General features: G+C 65.4%; 13 protein-coding genes. 5 read left to right on the top strand and 8 right to left on the bottom strand.

The window, feature by feature from the left end:
- Nucleotides 1-4: 4 nt before the first annotated feature.
- Both E6K76_07145 and E6K76_07150 read right to left on the bottom strand, forming a co-directional pair.
- Nucleotides 5-2,707: a hypothetical protein gene (locus tag E6K76_07145; GenBank protein ID TMQ58673.1), complete on the bottom strand. Its 2,703-nt coding sequence runs from the start codon at nucleotides 2,705-2,707 to the stop codon at nucleotides 5-7.
- Nucleotides 2,533-3,324, bottom strand: a complete 792-nt coding sequence (locus tag E6K76_07150; GenBank protein TMQ58674.1) for a DUF475 domain-containing protein — start codon at nucleotides 3,322-3,324, stop codon at nucleotides 2,533-2,535. Before E6K76_07150 ends, E6K76_07145 begins: the two co-directional genes overlap by 175 nt.
- Nucleotides 3,325-3,368: 44 nt before the next feature.
- Between E6K76_07150 and E6K76_07155 the strand changes: the two genes are divergently transcribed.
- A complete protein-coding gene (locus E6K76_07155; GenBank protein TMQ58675.1) occupies nucleotides 3,369-5,630 on the top strand; it encodes a tetratricopeptide repeat protein in 2,262 nt (753 codons plus the stop codon).
- 29 nt (nucleotides 5,631-5,659) lie between these two features.
- Here E6K76_07155 and E6K76_07160 read toward each other — a convergent pair whose 3' ends face one another.
- From E6K76_07160 to E6K76_07170, 3 genes are read right to left on the bottom strand one after another with little or no spacing between them, the layout of a single operon-like run.
- A complete protein-coding gene (locus E6K76_07160) occupies nucleotides 5,660-6,742 on the bottom strand; it encodes an ABC transporter permease (GenBank protein ID TMQ58676.1) in 1,083 nt (360 codons plus the stop codon).
- On the bottom strand, nucleotides 6,739-7,782 hold the full coding sequence (locus tag E6K76_07165) for an ABC transporter permease (protein ID TMQ58677.1): 1,044 nt from the start codon (nucleotides 7,780-7,782) through the stop codon (nucleotides 6,739-6,741). The genes E6K76_07160 and E6K76_07165 overlap by 4 nt, the downstream gene beginning before the upstream one ends.
- Nucleotides 7,782-9,386, bottom strand: a complete 1,605-nt coding sequence (locus E6K76_07170) for a sugar ABC transporter ATP-binding protein (GenBank protein ID TMQ58678.1) — start codon at nucleotides 9,384-9,386, stop codon at nucleotides 7,782-7,784. The genes E6K76_07165 and E6K76_07170 overlap by 1 nt, the downstream gene beginning before the upstream one ends.
- Before the next feature lie 26 nt (nucleotides 9,387-9,412).
- Here E6K76_07170 and E6K76_07175 point away from each other — a divergent pair, with 26 nt between their 5' ends.
- The gene (locus E6K76_07175; protein TMQ58679.1) at nucleotides 9,413-11,197 is read left to right on the top strand and encodes a right-handed parallel beta-helix repeat-containing protein; all 1,785 of its coding nucleotides are present in this window, start codon (nucleotides 9,413-9,415) and stop codon (nucleotides 11,195-11,197) included.
- Between the two features lie 84 nt (nucleotides 11,198-11,281).
- Here the strand turns inward: E6K76_07175 and E6K76_07180 are convergent, their stop codons facing one another.
- Nucleotides 11,282-12,427, bottom strand: a complete 1,146-nt coding sequence (locus tag E6K76_07180) for a DUF3798 domain-containing protein (protein TMQ58699.1) — start codon at nucleotides 12,425-12,427, stop codon at nucleotides 11,282-11,284.
- A gap of 169 nt (nucleotides 12,428-12,596) precedes the next feature.
- Here E6K76_07180 and E6K76_07185 point away from each other — a divergent pair, with 169 nt between their 5' ends.
- The 3 genes from E6K76_07185 to E6K76_07195 all read left to right on the top strand — a co-directional run bounded on the left by E6K76_07185 (nucleotide 12,597) and on the right by E6K76_07195 (nucleotide 14,946).
- Nucleotides 12,597-13,835, top strand: a complete 1,239-nt coding sequence (locus E6K76_07185; protein TMQ58680.1) for an MFS transporter — start codon at nucleotides 12,597-12,599, stop codon at nucleotides 13,833-13,835.
- Nucleotides 13,836-13,937: 102 nt separating this feature from the next.
- Nucleotides 13,938-14,501, top strand: a complete 564-nt coding sequence (locus E6K76_07190; protein TMQ58681.1) for a DUF255 domain-containing protein — start codon at nucleotides 13,938-13,940, stop codon at nucleotides 14,499-14,501.
- A 43-nt stretch (nucleotides 14,502-14,544) separates the two neighbouring features.
- Nucleotides 14,545-14,946 carry a hypothetical protein gene (locus E6K76_07195; GenBank protein TMQ58682.1) on the top strand — a complete coding sequence of 134 codons (402 nt, stop codon included), beginning with the start codon at nucleotides 14,545-14,547 and terminating at the stop codon, nucleotides 14,944-14,946.
- Here E6K76_07195 and E6K76_07200 read toward each other — a convergent pair.
- Entirely contained in the window at nucleotides 14,943-15,878 is a 936-nt protein-coding gene (locus E6K76_07200; protein ID TMQ58700.1) for an FAD-dependent thymidylate synthase, read from the bottom strand. The two genes, E6K76_07195 and E6K76_07200, sit on opposite strands and share 4 nt — an antisense overlap.
- 343 nt (nucleotides 15,879-16,221) lie before the next feature.
- Nucleotides 16,222-17,001: an HAD family hydrolase gene (locus tag E6K76_07205; GenBank protein ID TMQ58683.1), complete on the bottom strand. Its 780-nt coding sequence runs from the start codon at nucleotides 16,999-17,001 to the stop codon at nucleotides 16,222-16,224.
- Nucleotides 17,002-17,104 lie beyond the last annotated feature (103 nt).

The following is a 17,104-nucleotide window of genomic DNA, read 5'->3' on the forward strand; positions in this document are numbered from 1 at the left end:
TTCGCTATCGAGCCGCCGGCTCGTCCGGGAGGAGCGATGGGGGCGTCAGAAGAAGCGGCAGCCCGGGATTAAGCAAAATTCGACCGAGCGTACGTTCCTCGTAGGTCCGCTCCGAGGAAGACTCGAGGGAGCCTCGAACGTCCCCACCCAGCGCGCCGCCGCCATCCCCGGCAAGGCCCGACCCGCCCCCGCCCGCGCTCCCGGCGATCCGTGCCGCGACCCAGCGGGCGAGCCCGGGCAGCGGGAAGAGCCTCTGCCTGGGGTACTCCTCGATTCGGACGCGCCTTCCCTTGGGGATCCCGGCTGCCGCCTTCGCTTCCTCGATCGTCCGATCCAGCGGAGCGATTTCATCAACGAGCCCCAAGTCCACCGCCTCGCGGCCGGCGTAGACGTGCCCCTCCGCGATTTCTCGCACGCGTCCGATCTCGAGCCCGCGCCCTTCCGCGACCCGCTTCGTGAAATCGTCGTACAGCTCGAGGATCGCGCGCTTCACCACTACGCGTTCGTGCTCGTCCAGGTTCCGCTCCGGAATCTTCACGCCGAGAAGGGGGAGTGTCAGACCGCCGAACAGATCCGCGCTGCGCCCGATCTGCACGTGGTCCGACGTCAGGCCGAGCTTCTTGCCGAGGCCCTCGTTCCACGCCCAGCCGCCGATCACTCCGATCGATCCCGTGATCGTGAACGGCGAGGCCGTGACCCTGGCCGCGTCCATGCTGATCCAATAGCCGCCGCTGGCGGCCACGCGTCCCTGGCTCACGTAGAGGGGCTTTTTCGCGCGGCGATACGCCTTCAATTCACGCGCGACGAGATCTGAGGCCAGAGGATCGCCTCCCGGGGAATCCACGCGCACGACGACCGCCTTGACGTCGCGTCGCTCGCGGAATTTCTTGAGCGCGCGGGACGTTTCGCGGCCCCGGATCCCCGTGTCCATGGCGCAGTCGCCAACGGCGTAGGCCAGCACGATCGTGGGCACCGGGCCCCACGCTTCGTCGGGCTGCCACCGCCGCCGCCGGATCTCGCGGGCTTTGGAGAGAAGCACCCGCGTGCCCGCGGCGGTCTTCGCGGCCTCTCGCAACGCTTCGGCGCCGCCGACCTCGTCGATCCAATGAAGCTCGAGAAGCCGACGCGGGCTCATGTAGGGCTCCTGGTTCACGGTCGAATCGAGCCGGGCCCGTGTCGTGCGCCCGGAGCCCGCGACCCCCTCCGCCATCTCCAGGTAGGCGGCCTTCACGAGAGCCCGACGCTGTTCGCGGTCGGCATCGGACATGTTCCGCCGCGAGAGAGCTTCCAATGCGGACTTGTACTTGAAATAGCGCCACTCCTCGAAGCCGATGCCCGCCTTCTCGAGCGCGTCCTTCATGTACGTGCGCGATGCTTGAACACCTGGAATCAGGAGGGTCCCCAGAGGATCCATGACGATCCGGTCGGCGGCGGAGGCGAGATAGTATTCCGCGGCTCCGGCGCGGTCGATATAGACGACCGACTTCTTTCCCGCGCGCTTGAGATCGAGGAGCTTCTCTCGAACCTCCCAGACCATCTCGACGTTCCCGTTGAATCCGGAAAGGTTGATGGCCACGCCTCCCACGGTCGGATCCTCGATCGCGAATTGAATATCCTCGAGGATCCGTCTCAGCGGGAGCGAGCGCTCGTCGAAGAAGCGGTACGACTGGTAGACCGCGTCGCCATGCAAGCTCATCTCGAGAAAACGCCGGCCCCGGAGGAGCCTCCCGGCGGGGTCCAGCCCGCGCACGGGCGGGCTCAGGCGACCGACGTAGCTCGTGGCGCCTCGGTCCGACTTGGCGAATTGGGTGAGCGAGCGAAATCCGGTCCGCGCCAGCGTCAGCCCGAGGGTGAGCTGAAAGCGCTCGTTCTCGCTCCACCTCCCCCCGACCAGGAGCCCCACGATCGGGCGGAGCGCGATGCCTCCCGAGGGATCTCCGTCGTCCCAGTGGCGATCGTTCTCGAGGGCGTAGCTCGCGAAGAGGAGAACGCGCGGATCGGAAAGGGGCCGGACGCCCAGGTCCAGGACACCTTGTTGCTCGCCCGACGCGATCCTTCCCGTGGACCCGAGGGAGAGCCAGGGCGTCGGGCGTAGAATGCTTCCCAGGGCGAGGAAGTTCTCCCGGCCGAACACCGAGCGGCCCGGACCGGAGAATCCGTACGCGATGCCGCCGGCCTGTCCCCCGTCGCCGCAACCAAGCCCGATCTGATACTCCCCCACCCCGCGGGGGCCCCCGGGAGCCTGAAAGATCCGATGCCGGTAGGAAAGACCGAGCCCGCTCCCGACCGAAAAACCGTAGTCGTCGCGGCGGTGATCCAAGACCTGGTTGTCCGACCACCAAAAGGCCGCCTCCGACCGCTCGAGGAGGCCCCATTGTGCCGGGTTCCACAGGGCCGCGACCGACCCATCGTCGGTGCCCGGCGTCGTCGCAATGAGGCCGGACTCCTCGGCGTAGTGTGGAAGCCCCGCCTGCGCCGGGGGCGCCGCGGTGAGGGCCGCGAGCAGGAGCGTTCCCACCAGCGCTCGCTGCGTCATTTCTCCTCCCGGCGGCGCCCGCCTTTGATCGCGGCGTCTCCCTCGACCGCGGCGTCCAGTGCGGCTGCGGCCTCTCGTTCGGCCGCGGTGCTTCCCACGGCGCGTCCCTTGAGCATCGCGTAGATCGTGCTGAGCACGAAGAGCACGAGCACGATGCCGATCCCGATCCATCGAGGAATCTCGAACCCGACCACGCGAATCGCGTGAAGATACTCCAGGAGCAGTTTCACCCCGACCCAGGCCACGATGACGTAGGCGCCGTCCACGATGGCCGGATAGCGGCGCACGAGAGAGAGAATTTGCCCAATGAGCACGCGCATCGCGATGATCCCGAGCAGCCCGCCCGAGAGAATCACCCACAGCTTGCGCGACATTCCCACGGCGACCAGAATCGAATCGATGGCGAACACGATGTCGGTGGACTCCACGCGGATCACCGTCGTCCAAAAGAGCGACAATCCAAAGAGCGTGGACGCCGCCGGATGGGCGGCGCGTCTTGCGTCATCCGGGCGGCTCCAGAAGTGCCGGACCGGAAGGTAGAGAAGATAGAGCCCGCCGATGAGCTTGACCCACCCCCAATGGATCAAGTGCACGGCCGAGAGTGTCGCCGCGACGCGGAAGGCGAAGGCGCCGATGATGCCGTACCGGAGCGCCTTCCTCTGCTGCCGTTTGGGGAGCGGAAGCACGAGCACCGCCAACACGAGTGCGTTGTCCGCGCTCAGCGCTGCTTCGAGCAGGACCAGGAGCCCGATCGTGAGGAGGTCGGCGCCTTCGATGGAAAAGGGCATGGAGGCTCGAATGGTACCCCAATTCCGGGCTATAGTGACGCGTCATGATCGGGAAGACTCTCTCCCATTATCGGATCGTCGAGCGGATCGCCGCCGGAGGCATGGGGGTCGTGCACCGTGCGTGGGACGAGCGGCTGAACCGGGACGTGGCGCTCAAGGTCCTTCCCGCGGGCGCCCTTTCCGACGATGCGGCCCGTGAGCGCTTTCGGCGCGAAGCGCTTGCCCTCTCGCGGCTCAACCACCCCCACATCGCGACGATCTACGACCTCGACCGCCAGGACGACGTGGACTTCCTCGCCATGGAGTACATTCCGGGCCGGACCGTCGCGCAGAAGATCGCGCAAGGAGCGATCACCGAGGCGGAAGCCGCGTCGATCGGATGCCAGATCACCGAGGCCCTGGAGGAAGCGCACGACCAGGGAATCGTTCATGGCGATCTCAAATCCGAGAACGTGATCGTGACGCCCAAGGGATGGGCGAAGGTGCTCGACTTTGGACTGGCGACCCTGCGCGGTCCGGTGCTCGAACGCGCGGAAACGGCGACCTACGCCGACGCGAACGTGGTCGCCGGAACGCTTCCGTACATGGCGCCCGAACAGCTCCTCAGCGGGCGAACCGATCCGAGGAGCGATCTATACGCGCTCGGGGTCATCCTCTACGAGATGGGAACCGGCCGCCTGCCTTTCGAGGAGCGGCTCGCCTCGGCCCTTGTGGACGCCATCTGCCACCGTCCCCCCGCGCCACCGGGTGAAATCCGGCCCGGGATTTCGCGGCTATTCGAGAGCGTGATCCTCCGGCTCCTCGAAAAGGATTCCGCGCGGCGGTATCAGACCGCGCGCGAGCTGAACGCCGATCTGCGGCGCGTGTGCTCGGCGGGCCCCGCCTCCTTCGCGCGCGGGGAGGCGGAGCGCGGAACGAGGAGTCGGCGAATCGAATCGATCGCGGTTCTTCCGCTCGAGAACCTCTCGCGCGATCCCGAACAGGACTATTTCGCGGACGGGATGACCGAGGCCTTGATCGCGGGGCTCGCGAAAATCCGCGCGCTGCGCGTGATCTCGCGCACGTCCGTGATGCGCTACAAGGGAGCGCGGGTCGCGCTGGCCGAGATCGCGCGCGCCCTCGAGGTGGACGCGATTGTCGAGGGGTCGGTGCTCCGATCGGGCGAACGCGTCCGAATCACCGCCCTCCTGGTGGACACGGCGACCGACCGGCATCTCTGGGCCGAAACCTACGAGCGCGATATGGGCGACATCCTCGCCCTGCAGAGCGAGGTCGCGAAGGCCATCGCGGGGGAGATCCAGGTCACGATCACTCCCCAGGAAGTGGCCCGGCTCGCGCGGCCGCGCGCCATCGACCCTGAGGCCTATCATGCCTACCTGAAGGGACGCTATCACTGGGAAAAGCGTTCGGAGGAGGGGCTCAAACGCGCGCTTCATTTTTTCCAGGAGGCGATCGAGCGCGATCCAACGTACGCCCCGGCGTACGCGGGGATCGCCGACTACTACATCACTCTGAGCAACTACAACGTGGTCGATTCGCACGAGGCGTATCCGAAGGGCAAGGCGGCGGCCCTGAGGGCGCTCGAGATGGATCCTGGCTCGGCGGAGGCGTACACGTCGCTCGGGAGCGTCAAGGGGAGCTACGAATGGGACCGGAAGGGCGCGGAACAGGACTTCCGGCGGGCCATCGCGCTCAACCCGAACTATGCCACCGCGCATCATTGGTTCGCCGACCATCTGGTCTCGCTCCGGCGCTTCCAGGAGGGAATCGCGGAGATTACCGTGGCCAAGTCCTTGGACCCGCTTTCGTCTTCGATCAGCGCCGACGCCGGCGGGTACCAATTCTACGCGGGCCGCTACGACAAGGCGATCGCGTTGCTCGAGAAAACTCTGGAACAGGACCCCGGCTTCGCGCGCGCCTACGGCCAGCTCGGTGGGATCTTCGAGCAGATGGGCAAGTATGAGGAAGCGATCGAGGCGTTCAAGAAAGCGAAGGAGGTGAGCGGCGGCGCGACCTATTCGCTCACCGCGCTCACCCACGCCTATGCGCTCGCGGGCCGCCGCGACGAGGCGGAGCGCATGCTTCAGCAGCTCGAGGAGATCGGGAAGCGGAAATTCGTCTCATCCTACAGCATTGCCGCAGTGTACGTCGCTCTGGGGGACACGGACCGGGCCTTCGACTACCTCGACCGGGCCGTGCAGGATCACGACCGGGCCCTCATCTGGCTTCCGGTGGCGCCGAGATTCAATCGGGTGCGCTCCGATCCCCGATTCCGCGCAATCCTCCGCACCGTGGGCGCCGAATAACCCGGAGTCCCCCGCGGAAGGTCCGCCGCCTAGCGGGTCTCCTCGCGGGCCTCGCGGGCGGCGCGTTTGGATTGCCACGCGTGAAGGACGAGGGCGACCGTGATGACGGCATAGGCCACGAAGACGCGGAAGTATTCGCCGATCTGGGCGTCCCCGGCCAGGGCCTTCCCCGCCAGCGGTGAAACCACGAAGAGCGTGTGGAAGAGCACGGCCCCGAGGAGCGCCTGGCCCACCGAGGCCCGCGAGACGGTCGCGCCGGAGACGAGGAGAGCGGCGATCGCGAACATCCCGACCTGCTCGTGCGAGCTGTAGGTGTTCAACGTCCCTATATTTTGAAGGAAGAGAAGCTGGCCCCAGGCCGCCGTCACCGTGGAGAGGACCGTCGCGACGATCCGGTTTCGCTCCACGGGGATTCCCGCGATCGCGGCGACATGGGGTTCTTGACCCATGGCGCGGAACTGCTGCCCGAGGCGCGTTCGGAAAAACCACAGCGTGAGCAGACAGAAGGAGGCGATGATGGCATACGAGGCGATGGGGACCCGGACCTCCACCCCCTGCATGCGGAAACGCAGCCGGACCAGATCGTCGATCGCGTACTGGATCGTGGTCAGATCCACCGTGTTTCGGAGCCCGTACCCCTGCGGCAGGACCATCGACGCGCTGTGGAACGGGATGATCGAGCCGACGGCGAAGAGAAAGAGAAGCTGGTAGAGCCCGTTCGCGAAGAACCCGGCGATCAGGCCGCTCACCATCTCGCGCCCCTTCGCTCGGTTGAAGAGGGAGCCGGTCGCGATCCCGAGCAAAATGGCGATCGGCGTCGCGATGGCCCACGCGAGGGCGAAGCCCGCGATCCCGGGGACGCCCCAGTGGACGATGAGGATCGCCCCGATCTGTCCCGCCATCGCCCCGATCACGATGCCGAAATTGAGGCCCAGCCCCGCGAGGATCGGAATCAGCAGCGAGAGCACGAGAACCGAGTTCCTCCCTATCCGCACCAGCATCTCGCTGAGGAGAAACGGCGGCGTGATCTTCGCGACGATGATCCCGAACAGACAGAGCGCCCCGAAGAGGATCGGGACCGCGTGGCGGAGGAGCCCTCGCGCCACGGTCAGGTCCTCCCGATCCGCGTGAGCGCGTACAGGATCATCCCATTCTGGATGATCAGCCGCGCGGTTTCGGAAATGTCGCCCTCGATCACCTGGCTCGTGACGGGGAGCGCCACGGTGAGGATCGATTGGAAGAGAAAGGTGCCCACGATGACATGCCCGATCGTGGCGCGGGTGACGCTCGCTCCGCCGATCAGGATGCAGGCGATCGCGGGGAACGCCATGAGGAGCGGCGCCGTGTAGAGCTGCACGAAGCCGTAGGACTGGCTGAACACCACGATCCCGATGGCCGCCAGAACCGTGGAGAGCACGGTGGCCTGGACCCGCGTGCGCTCATCCGAGATGCCCGCGGCCCGCGCGAAGCGCGTACTCGAGCGCGCGGCCGCGATCGTGATCCCCATCCGCGTGCGGAAGAAGAGCCATACGAAGAGGCAGAGCGCGCCGAAGACGACCAGCGTGCCCCCTGGAATCCGGACTCCGGAAACGGTGAAGGTGAGCCAGCGGTCGAGCACCTTGTCGTAGATGCCTCCGAGGCTCAGCGTCGTCCGGAGACCCCGTCCGCCGATCGCCCAGACCAGAGTCGGATTCTGGAAGGGGGCGAGGAGCCAGAAGACCGACATCATCGAGACGATCGCGAAGCCGAGATACGTTCCGACCATCATCTCCTGGCCCCGCGTCCGGTTCAGGAGCCACCCGTACCCCGCTCCGGCGGGGATGGCGAGCGCGACCCCGATCCCCGCGGCCATCGCCACCCCCGCGATTCCATGCACGCCGGCATTGAGCGAGATCACGCCACCCACGAGCCCGCAGATGATCCCGATCGGAAGCCCGAAGTTGAGCCCGATCCCACCCTGGATCGCCGGGAGAAGCGCCAGCACCAGGATCCCATTCCGTCCCACGCGCACGATCGAATCGGAGATGAGTCCCCGAAGATCCATGTGGGTGGCGACGGCCACCGCGAAGAGGACGACGAGGAAGACGGCGATGAGGAGCCGCGGAATTCCAAATTCGCGAAGGAATCCAGGCAGCCGGATTCCGTTTGCCATCAGGCGGCCTTGGCTGTCTCGCCCGCCATCGCGAGCCCGAAATCCGCGTCGGGCGCGTCGGGGGGAAGGATCACGGCGATCTTTCCCCGGTAGACGATCGCCACGCGGTCCGAGATGGCTCGGAGCTCCGCGAGCTCCGAGGAGGTGACGACCAGCGTCACCTCATGGTCGCGGTTCAGAGAGGCGAGAATCTCGAGCACGCGCTGCTTCGCGCCCACGTCGATTCCGCGCGTCGGCTCGGAGACGAAGAGGAGCCGGGGCTCGAGGGTCATGGCGCGCGCGACGCAGACCTTCTGCTGATTCCCGCCGGAGAGCCGCCTCACTTGCTGCGAGGGGCCCGTCGTGCGGATGTCGAGGGCGCGGATCATCTCGAGCGCGTGGGCGCGCATGGCGCGATGATTCACCAGGCGAAGGGGCTGGACGGGGAACGGGTGGAGGAAGCGCCCATGCGCCTCGAGCGCCGAAAGCGCGATGTTGAGCTCGATCGATTCCTCGGGCAGAAGGCCCACCCCGCGCCGGTCCTCGGAGACGAAGGCCAGGCCGCGCTCGAGCGCCGAGCGGGGCTCGTTCAGAGAGAACGGGGCCTCCTCGAAGATCACGCGCCCCGACGCGGGGTAGAGCCCCATGATGCCGTTTGCGATCCCGAGCTTCCCGTGCCCCGCGAGCCCTCCGATCCCGAGGATTTCGCCCCGTCGGACCGCGAGGAAGACGTCCTCCACGCGCTCTCCGGGCATGTCGACCCTCAGGTGCTCGATGCCGAGGACGGGCTCCGTGGTGGGCGCAAAAAAACGTCGCTGTGCGGCGACCGCGGCCGGGCGGCCCACCATGAGCTCGGCGATCCGGACCACGGTCGTGTCCTTGGGATCCGGCGTGCCCACCACCTCCCCGTCGCGCAGGACCGTGATCCGATCCGCGACCGCGAGCACTTCGTCGAGCCGGTGGGTGATGAAGAGGATCGCGTGCCCCTTGGCGGCGAGACCGCGCATGATCTCGAGGAGCTTTTCGGCGTCGCTCTCGGTCAGCACCGCGGTCGGCTCGTCGAAGATCAGGAGCCTGAGATTCGCCTTGTCCACCTCGCGGGCGATCTCGATGAACTGCATGTGCCCGACGGGAAGGCCCGCGACGGCGACCCATTCGTCGATCCCGAGCCCTACCTGGTCGAGCGCCCGGCGCGCGTCGGCGCGCATGCGCGCGATGTCGAGCGATTCGAGCTTGGGCCCCAGGACGCGCGAGGCGGGATTCGGCCGGGTCGGCTCGCGGTTCAGCTTGATGTTCTCCGCGACGCGGAAGCCGGGGAGGAGCATGAACTCCTGGTGCACCATCCCGATCCCCGCCTCCATCGCCTCCGCGGGGGAATGGAAGCGCGCCGGCGCGCCGCTGAGCAGGATTTCCCCTTCATATCCGCCGGTCTCCCAGATGACCGGCATCCCGAAGAGAATGTTCATGAGGGTGGATTTTCCCGCGCCGTTTTCGCCCACGAGGGCGTGGATCTCGCCCCCGCGCACGGAGAGCGAGACCCCCTTCAAGACGCGATTGCCTTCGAACTCCTTGACGATCGAACGGAGCTCGAGGGCGGGTGGGGCGATGGCGGTAGGTGGGGCCATGTCGTGACGCGAGAGCCTATGCTAGGATGGGGTTCGATACAAGCCGACGCCCCGAAGGCCCGTACCGCGAGACGGCCCCGTATAAGGCTGATGTGAATCGCAAAACCAGCAGGCCCCTGCTCCTCTCATCTTTTCTGATATTTCTTGCCACACCGGCCTCCGCGACATCGACCGGAACCCGGCTCAACCTCTCCGTAAACCATCCAAGAACGAGATCCGAGATTCAGGACGCATTGAACAAATCTCACGATGCCGGATCTGGCGTGGTCGATGTGTACCCGGCTGTCTACGATATAGATTCCACGCTCTCGATTTGGAGCGATACGGAGCTTCGCGCGGCCGGTCCAGGGGTCATTTTCCGTAAGTCCGGTTCCTGGACCGGGAATATGCTGCAGAACCATCAATTCACCGGAGTGCCGGATTCCGACATCGTTGTGAGGGGCATCACATTCGATGCCGGCTTCTTGGGAGGCGCCGGCAGCAATTGCGTTCGCATCACCAACGTCAAGCGTGTCTCTTTCATTGATTGCGTGTTTCTGCATCCCATCGGGGAAGCGATCGCGGTGTACGGAAACCACACGGCTCCCGGTGTGAATCGCGATATTGAGGTTCGTGGCGGACAGATTGGCACAACGACGGACTCTGGGCTGGACGTTAGGGACGTAAACGGGATGCGCGTGGTCTCCGTTCAGTTTCGGAACATTGGACAAGCGAGCGTAGACCTAGAACCCAACGAAGCCGAGGAGCAGGTCGTTGGTTTCAGCATGACTGGATGCACGATAGCCGGCGGCACATCGCCGTTCGGTGTTGTCGTTCAGGGCAATGCCCAGAGTGGTTTCCAGGGCGTCATCCGCGAGTGCTCCTTCACCGGCAATAGTATCGACAGCTCCGTTGTCCCCGTTTTCTTTGCCGGATCCAACCTTCTTGGCGTGAGTTTCGTTGGGAATACGATCACGAGGGGAAGACAGCGGGGTTTCTGGGCGATCAATCAGCACGGCGTCACGAAAGGCGTTTCTATTCTAGGAAACTATGTTGCCGAATGCTCCCAAGCCGGTATTGGAAGCTACTCAGCAATGGAGTTCGCCGGGGCTCAGGGTCTTACCGTTACAGAGAATACGATCGTTGATAGCGCGACTCCGAGACACAAGTACGGACTTGAGTTCAACGCTGGGTCCACGGGGAATTGGTATAGGTTCAACCGGATCAAGGGAGGGACTGCAGGAGATATCCAGCCTGATGCTCCACCCAACCTTGCGTTCCTAGCGAAGATGGCGGGTGTGATTTTTGCTGGCACGGTCGACTCGGTTCGGTTTGCGATAGACCCCGCTGGTGAGACTGCTCTGACCCGCGTCTATTTTGGAAACGTTGTGTACGCGAAGGGAGATCCCAGGCCGAGACCCCTTGCGCTGACACTCCGAGGGGGAAGGGCGGCCGGAGACAAATCGTTCGCGGTCGCTCAGCCGAACTTTGAGAAGTCGAAGCGCTACATCGTCCTGGCAGACGCCGACCTGGGTTCGGCCAAGAACCTCTACCTCCCGATCATCGGACTGGATTCCGGCTTTTTCCCAGTAGCCCCTGATTCATCCACCGACGCTGCGCACGTGTATGACTCGGAGCGCCGACCTGTGGTTCAAATCAAAGGGCACCATCTGGTCGTCATCGATAAGCGGGCGAGAGGAGGTCTTCATGTTCCCCCGCATGAAAAGGTGAGCGGAGAACCTCCGATCGAGCTCTTGGACCCTTCCGTGGATCCGGGTAGGAGAGTCGGTGAAGGTGAGTTCTTGCGCGCGGTTCACGTCCTGGGCGAGTGAATGGGCTGAACGCCGGCCCACAACAAAAGCGCCGTGTGGGATCAACCCCGCACGGCGCTTCTCTGCTTCCCGATCGGTGAATCGCTAGTAATAAATATTACTCACCAGGAACAGATACGAATTCCCCTTCTTCTCGTCGTATTTGGTCAACGTAATGGGAACGCCCGCGTGCTCCTCCATCGAAGCCTTCACCTGCGCGGGGTCCTTGTAGTTCGCCTTCTTCTCCGCGGCGTCGACCAGGAGATCGGTGACCGCGCGGATCGAGAGCATCACCTCGGGAACGGGCCACGTCGCGAAGTGTCCGGTCATGTGGTGCTCGGCGATCACCTTCTTGTTCTCGGCGTTGATGTAGGCGAAATCGCCCGCCTTGTCCGGCGGGATCGCGATGCCGAGCGCGGTCGGGTATCCGTGGGTCGGGCTCGGGCAGCACTGCTCCGGCACGTAGCCGCCGTTATTGAGCACCGTGCGGATCATCGGATCCATCATTCCGCAGTTGGTGGAGAAAAACGCGGTCTTCCCGCCGTACTGCTTCAGCTCCCGGGGCACGTCCTCCATCACAAATTGCTGGGTCGCCGGGAGGCCGCCTTCCCCCATGGGATCCGGCGCCGTCACGAAGTGGAACCGGATGCCCTGCTCGAGGCACGCCTGCTTCATGATGTCGCGCCGCCGCGCGAGCAGCTCCATCGACATGTGGCGCGGGAAGGAATAGTGGATCAGGTCCGTCACGCCCATCTTGTGCGCGACGTCCACGATCGTGCGGCCGCGCGCGAGCTGATCGGGCTGGATCGAGATGTCGGCGGTCGCATTCACGATGTCCGGATCCTCGTGCGGCTCCACCATCCCGATCAGGATGTCGGGGCGTTTCTCCCGGATCTTTCGCACCGCGGCCACCGAGCCGGGAATCGCCTGCCCGACCACGATCACCTTCACGTCCGGATCGGACGCGAGACCAACAAGCTGCGCGATGACGGTCTCCTGCTCCTGCATGAAATTGTCGGGGTAGGTCACCATCTTCACGTGATCGGCGCCGTACTTCGCCACGACCATCTGCCCCGCGCGGAACTCGTCTTCGCCCTGGGAAACCGTCCCGGTCATGATCCCGATCTTGAACGGGATCTGGACCTGGGGCTTGATGGCCGACTCCTGCGCCTTCGCCGTCCCGTCGGTCTTGGCGGAGCACCCGGCCAGGGTCAAGAGCGCGAGCGCCGTTGCGCCCGCGAGGGCAAACATCGCGGCGAAGAAGTTCCCGCGTGACATTCGGGAATGACGACGGATCATGGGGTGAACCTCCGCCCGCTCAGGCGGGCCTTGTTTGCGGCGAATCGCGTATGCGTACGGCCAGTCCCGACCACCTCGGAGTCTAGCAGAGCGACCGCCGCCGTGCTAGGGTCGGCCGCCCATGCCTCTCCTCGTCTGGGCCGCCGCCCTCCTCGAAGGCCTATCGCTCACGCTGGTCCAGGGATACCTGCCCCTGTACGTCCGCAGGGCCCTGGGGGAGGCGCATTTTCTCACCGTCGGATCCGTGGTCGCGGTCCCCGCGCTCGGGATATTCATCGCGAGCAATTTCTGGGGCGGCCTCTCCGACGTGAGCGGCCGGCTGAAGCCCTTCATCCTGATCGGGCTCGCGGGCTACTTCGCGGCGCTCGCGGGATACCCGCTCTTCCGGCACGGCGCCACCCTGCTCGTTTGGGCGGGGGCGGCCTCACTCCTCTACGGGACCCTCGCACCCTCGCTCAAGACCTACGTGACGCTCACCCAGCCGGGCCGTCGCGAGCACGCGCTCGCCTACCTCCTCATGTCGCAGAGCATCGGCTGGTTTCTGGGGAGCGTCGGAGGCTCGCGCCTCATGGAACCGAGCATCGGCTCCGGTTTCAAGACCGCGGTCTGGGTGTGCGCGGCGCTCGTTGCCGCCCACCTCGTCGTGGTCGCGCTGTGCCTGCGAGATCACCGGCGCGATCCGGCCGTGAGGCAGCATCGCGGATGGCTCGAGGGGGTGGTCCAAGACCTGGCCTCCCTGTACGAGAACCCGAAGCTCCTCTCGGTGTGCGTCGTGATCTTCTTCCTCGTCGCGGGGAACTACATCACCTGGGGGTTCTTTTCGGTCTTCTTCGTCGAGCACCTGCATGCGAGCGTGGGCACGCTCGGCACGGCGCTGGGCGTATCGTCCTTGCTGGGAATCGTCCTCATGCCGGCGGTGGGGCCGCTCGTAGGCCGCTTCGGAGGGCATCGCGTGCTCGCGGTCGGGACGACCCTCTACATCGTGATGTATCTGGGCATGGCGCTGACCCGGAGCCCGCTGGCCGCGGCGGCGCTCTTCGCAATGCCGCTCTATGGCATGGTCAACGTGAGCGCCAGCACTCTCGCCTCCCAGTACTCGACGAGCGTTCAGCGCGGCGGCGGTCTCGGCATCCTGAACGGAACGTACGCCCTGGCGACGATCGTGGGGCCGCTGATCGGTGGGTCGCTCGCGGATCGCGCGGGGCTGGGGGTGATTCCCTGGACTTCCCTCGGGTTCGCGGCCGTCGCGACCGCGATCGCCTGGCGGACCGTGGCGACGAGCGTGCCGTCCCGGGCCGAATCGGGTGCGCCCCCACGGCCGGCCGACCAGGCCAAAGTCTCCGGAAGAAATGCCGATTGAAACGGGGTAATCCTCCCTGGTATGCTCTAATGACTTGGGGCTTGCCGACGAGGTCCACGTCGCACCCTACAACTCGCCCTACGATAGGAAGTTAGCCCCGACATGAGAATGTTCATCCCAGCATGCGTCCTTCTCCTTTTCGGCCTAGCGCTCTTCTCGCCTCCCGCCCAGTCGGTTGGAACAACGACCCCGCTCGATCGCTCGGCCAAGCCCGCGCCGGGGGAGAAGAAGCTTCCGTGGATGGCGTTCGACGCGGCGACCGAAAAGGCGAAGAAGGAAAACAAGCACCTGATCGTGGACGTCTACACGACCTGGTGCGGCTGGTGCAAGGTCATGGACCGCCAAACCTACGGGAATTCGGAGGTCGCCGGCTATCTCCTCGAGAATTTCGTGCTGGCGAAAGTGAACGGGGAATCCTCCGCGGAGATCCATTGGAAGGGCAAGACCATGACCGAGAGGCAGTTCGCGCGCTCAGTAGGGGTGACGGGATTTCCTACCACCTATTTTCTCAAGCCCGACGCGGAAATCATCGGCGGCGCGCCAGGATTCATCGGGCCCGGCGACTTCATGATCTACGCCAAGTACGTGAGCACGCGCTGGTACGAGAAGGGCTCACCTCAGGACTACCTCAAGTCGACGCAGCAAGAGCCGCAGCACTCGAACTAGCGCTCCACCTTCGTTGAACCACCCGTGGGGGGTCGCCCATCGCGTGGCACGTGCTTCGCGTCCGCTGCTTCCGCGTGTCCATCCGCCGGCCCTGAGCGTGGTCCTGCTCGCCACGGGATATCTCGCGCTGGGGCTGGTCTCGCTCGCCCTATGGCAGACCGCTCCCGCGCTCGACACGATGCTCGGACGCCATCACATCGCCGGCGCGCTCGCGAATCTCGCGCTCGTCCTCTTGGGCATGAGCATCGTGGCCGGGCCCTACCGTCGCGGCGACCGGTGGGCGCACTGGGTGCAGTGGATCCCGCTCCTGGCCTACGGCGTGCCGATCCTCTGCATCGACGGGTACCATGTGGGCTGGCGCACCGAAAGCACGGCGATCAACGCCGCGCTGCTCGCTCCCTTCGTGCTGGGATTGCTCTGGGATCGGAGGAACCGGAGGATTTAGGCGGTGCCCGGCGACCACGGCACGGGCAGGTTGAGCTGCCTCAATTTCGCTTCCAGCTCCTCGCGCTCCCGGTTCTTGGCGAGACGGCCGTCCACCATGTTCAACATGCCGGCCGCCTTTGCGATTTCCGTGGCGCCGGCCGTGTCCGATGCCCCCACGGCCGCGACCACCTTCCACTCGGTCGCGGATAGCTCGAGCGCGTGGAGCGAATAGTCGAGGAAGGCTTCCCACGTGATCGGACACCACCTGCTGACCACTTCCGTGCCGATGGTCCCCGCGTAGGCGCGAATCTCCTCCTGGGCGTTCGCGTCCATCCTGAGCTTCAGGAAGTGGAGCAGGTTGTGGAGGTTCGTCTTCCAGTACGCTTCCGTGTAGGTCGAAAGAGGCAGATCCTTTCTCGCCTGCTCCCGAGAAATCCCCTCGGCCAGGCGCTCCTCATAGATCTTCCGGGACGCTGCGTGGAGATCGGCCTCCTTCTTGGAGAATATCGCCCCGCGTGAAGGATCCAGGGTCTCGTCGCTCCCTTGCCTGTTCTTTTTCGATTGCAGTCGCCACGCCTCGGCGGGCGTCGTTTGCGCGGAATCGATCGCGACCGAGTAGCGGGTCGAGTACTCGTTCACGCTCGCGGTGCGATGCCGGATCCACTGCCGCCAGCAATCCATGGGGACCCGGACGTGCAGCTTGATCTCGCACATCTCGAAGGGTGTGGTGTGGCGGTGGCGCATCAAGTAGCGGATCAGGCCGCGATCTTCGTGGATTCGCTTGGTCCCGGCGCCGTAGGAGACCCGCGCCGCCTGAACGATCGACTCGTCCGAGCCCATGTAGTCGATGACCCGCACCAAGCCGTCGTCCAGGACCCGGAACGGCTTTCCTAGAATCGCGTCGAGAGCCGCCACGCGCGGCCGTTCCAGGGGGGAGCCGGTCTCGTTCATCGCGGTGGAATCTAGCACGCCCTTCACGGATCGCGCGACACGCACCGCTCGACGGCCGGCGGCGAACGAAGAGTTGAGCGGACGCCGCGCTGGACACTCTCCACGGTACCCACATCCTCCCGCCCCACCCGGTCCAGCGCGGCGTCCCCATGAATACACGCTGACCGTGGTGTTAGGGAAGAGCCAAAAACAAAACGGCGCGATTTTTTCCCGCGCGCCGAGACGCGCTCCCTTATCCGCTTCCATGTTCCCATGATGCGTGCACACGTTCGAGGGGCGGTGCACTCGGTTCTCATAATCACGTGCGAGCAGGAAAGGTTGGTCGTCCGGCGCGGTCGCGCGCTCAGGCGATGCCGAGCCAAGCAGGCACCGCGGCCGCGCTGTCGAGCACCGCGGTCGGCCCCGGCGTGAATCGCGTGGCGTCTCCGGCGCGAAACTTGCCCGTGCGTACAAGCACTCCCGCCATGCCGAGCGCGACGCTCGCGGAGACGTCGAATTCGGCGTCGTCCCCCACCATGGCGATCTCCCCACGCTGTACGCCCTCTTCCTTCGCGACCGCGTCGAAGAGCAGCTCGGAAGGCTTTCCGAGCGTCTCCGCCTCGCGACCGGAGGCGTAGGCGAGGAACGCCGCGACGGGCCCGAGATCGGTCACAAGCTCCCCGCCCTTCCGGAAATAGCGGTTCCGCTGGAGCGTGTAGAGCGTGGCGCCTTCCACCAGGCGTCGAAACGCCGGTTGGAGATCCGCGATGCGCAGATCGTGCCCCTCGGTCGCAAGGACGACCGCCGGGCCCCGGGGATCGCTCTGAAACCACTCGAAATCTTCGCGCACCTCCGGCTCCACGTAGAGGAGCCCGCGGGCGTGCCCTCGCTCGGGGAGCGTGCGCCGCGCGACCACAGCCGGCGTCACGAGCCATGAGGGGTTGTCCAAGAGCCCTTGCCGCGTCAAATGGGCGGCGAGAATGCGATGCGGGACGCTCGTCGTATTCGTTACGAGCCTCACCGGCATGCGCTCGAGGATTTGTCGCACGGCGTGAGCCGCTCCAGGAATCGCGGGCCCGCCGACTCCGTCCGTCAGCGTTCCGTCGATGTCGAAGCAGACGAGGCGGATCCTCGAGGGCTCCATGCGCGGCGATCTTAGTGGGTGAACCCGAATCCCGAGAGAGTTAATCTAAGAAGCATCCGTGAGGCATGGTGCCCACGTGATTGGAACCGCCGGGCGCGACAAG

The organism is Candidatus Eisenbacteria bacterium, assembly GCA_005893275.1.
Taxonomy (GTDB): domain Bacteria; phylum Eisenbacteria; class RBG-16-71-46; order SZUA-252; family SZUA-252; genus WS-7.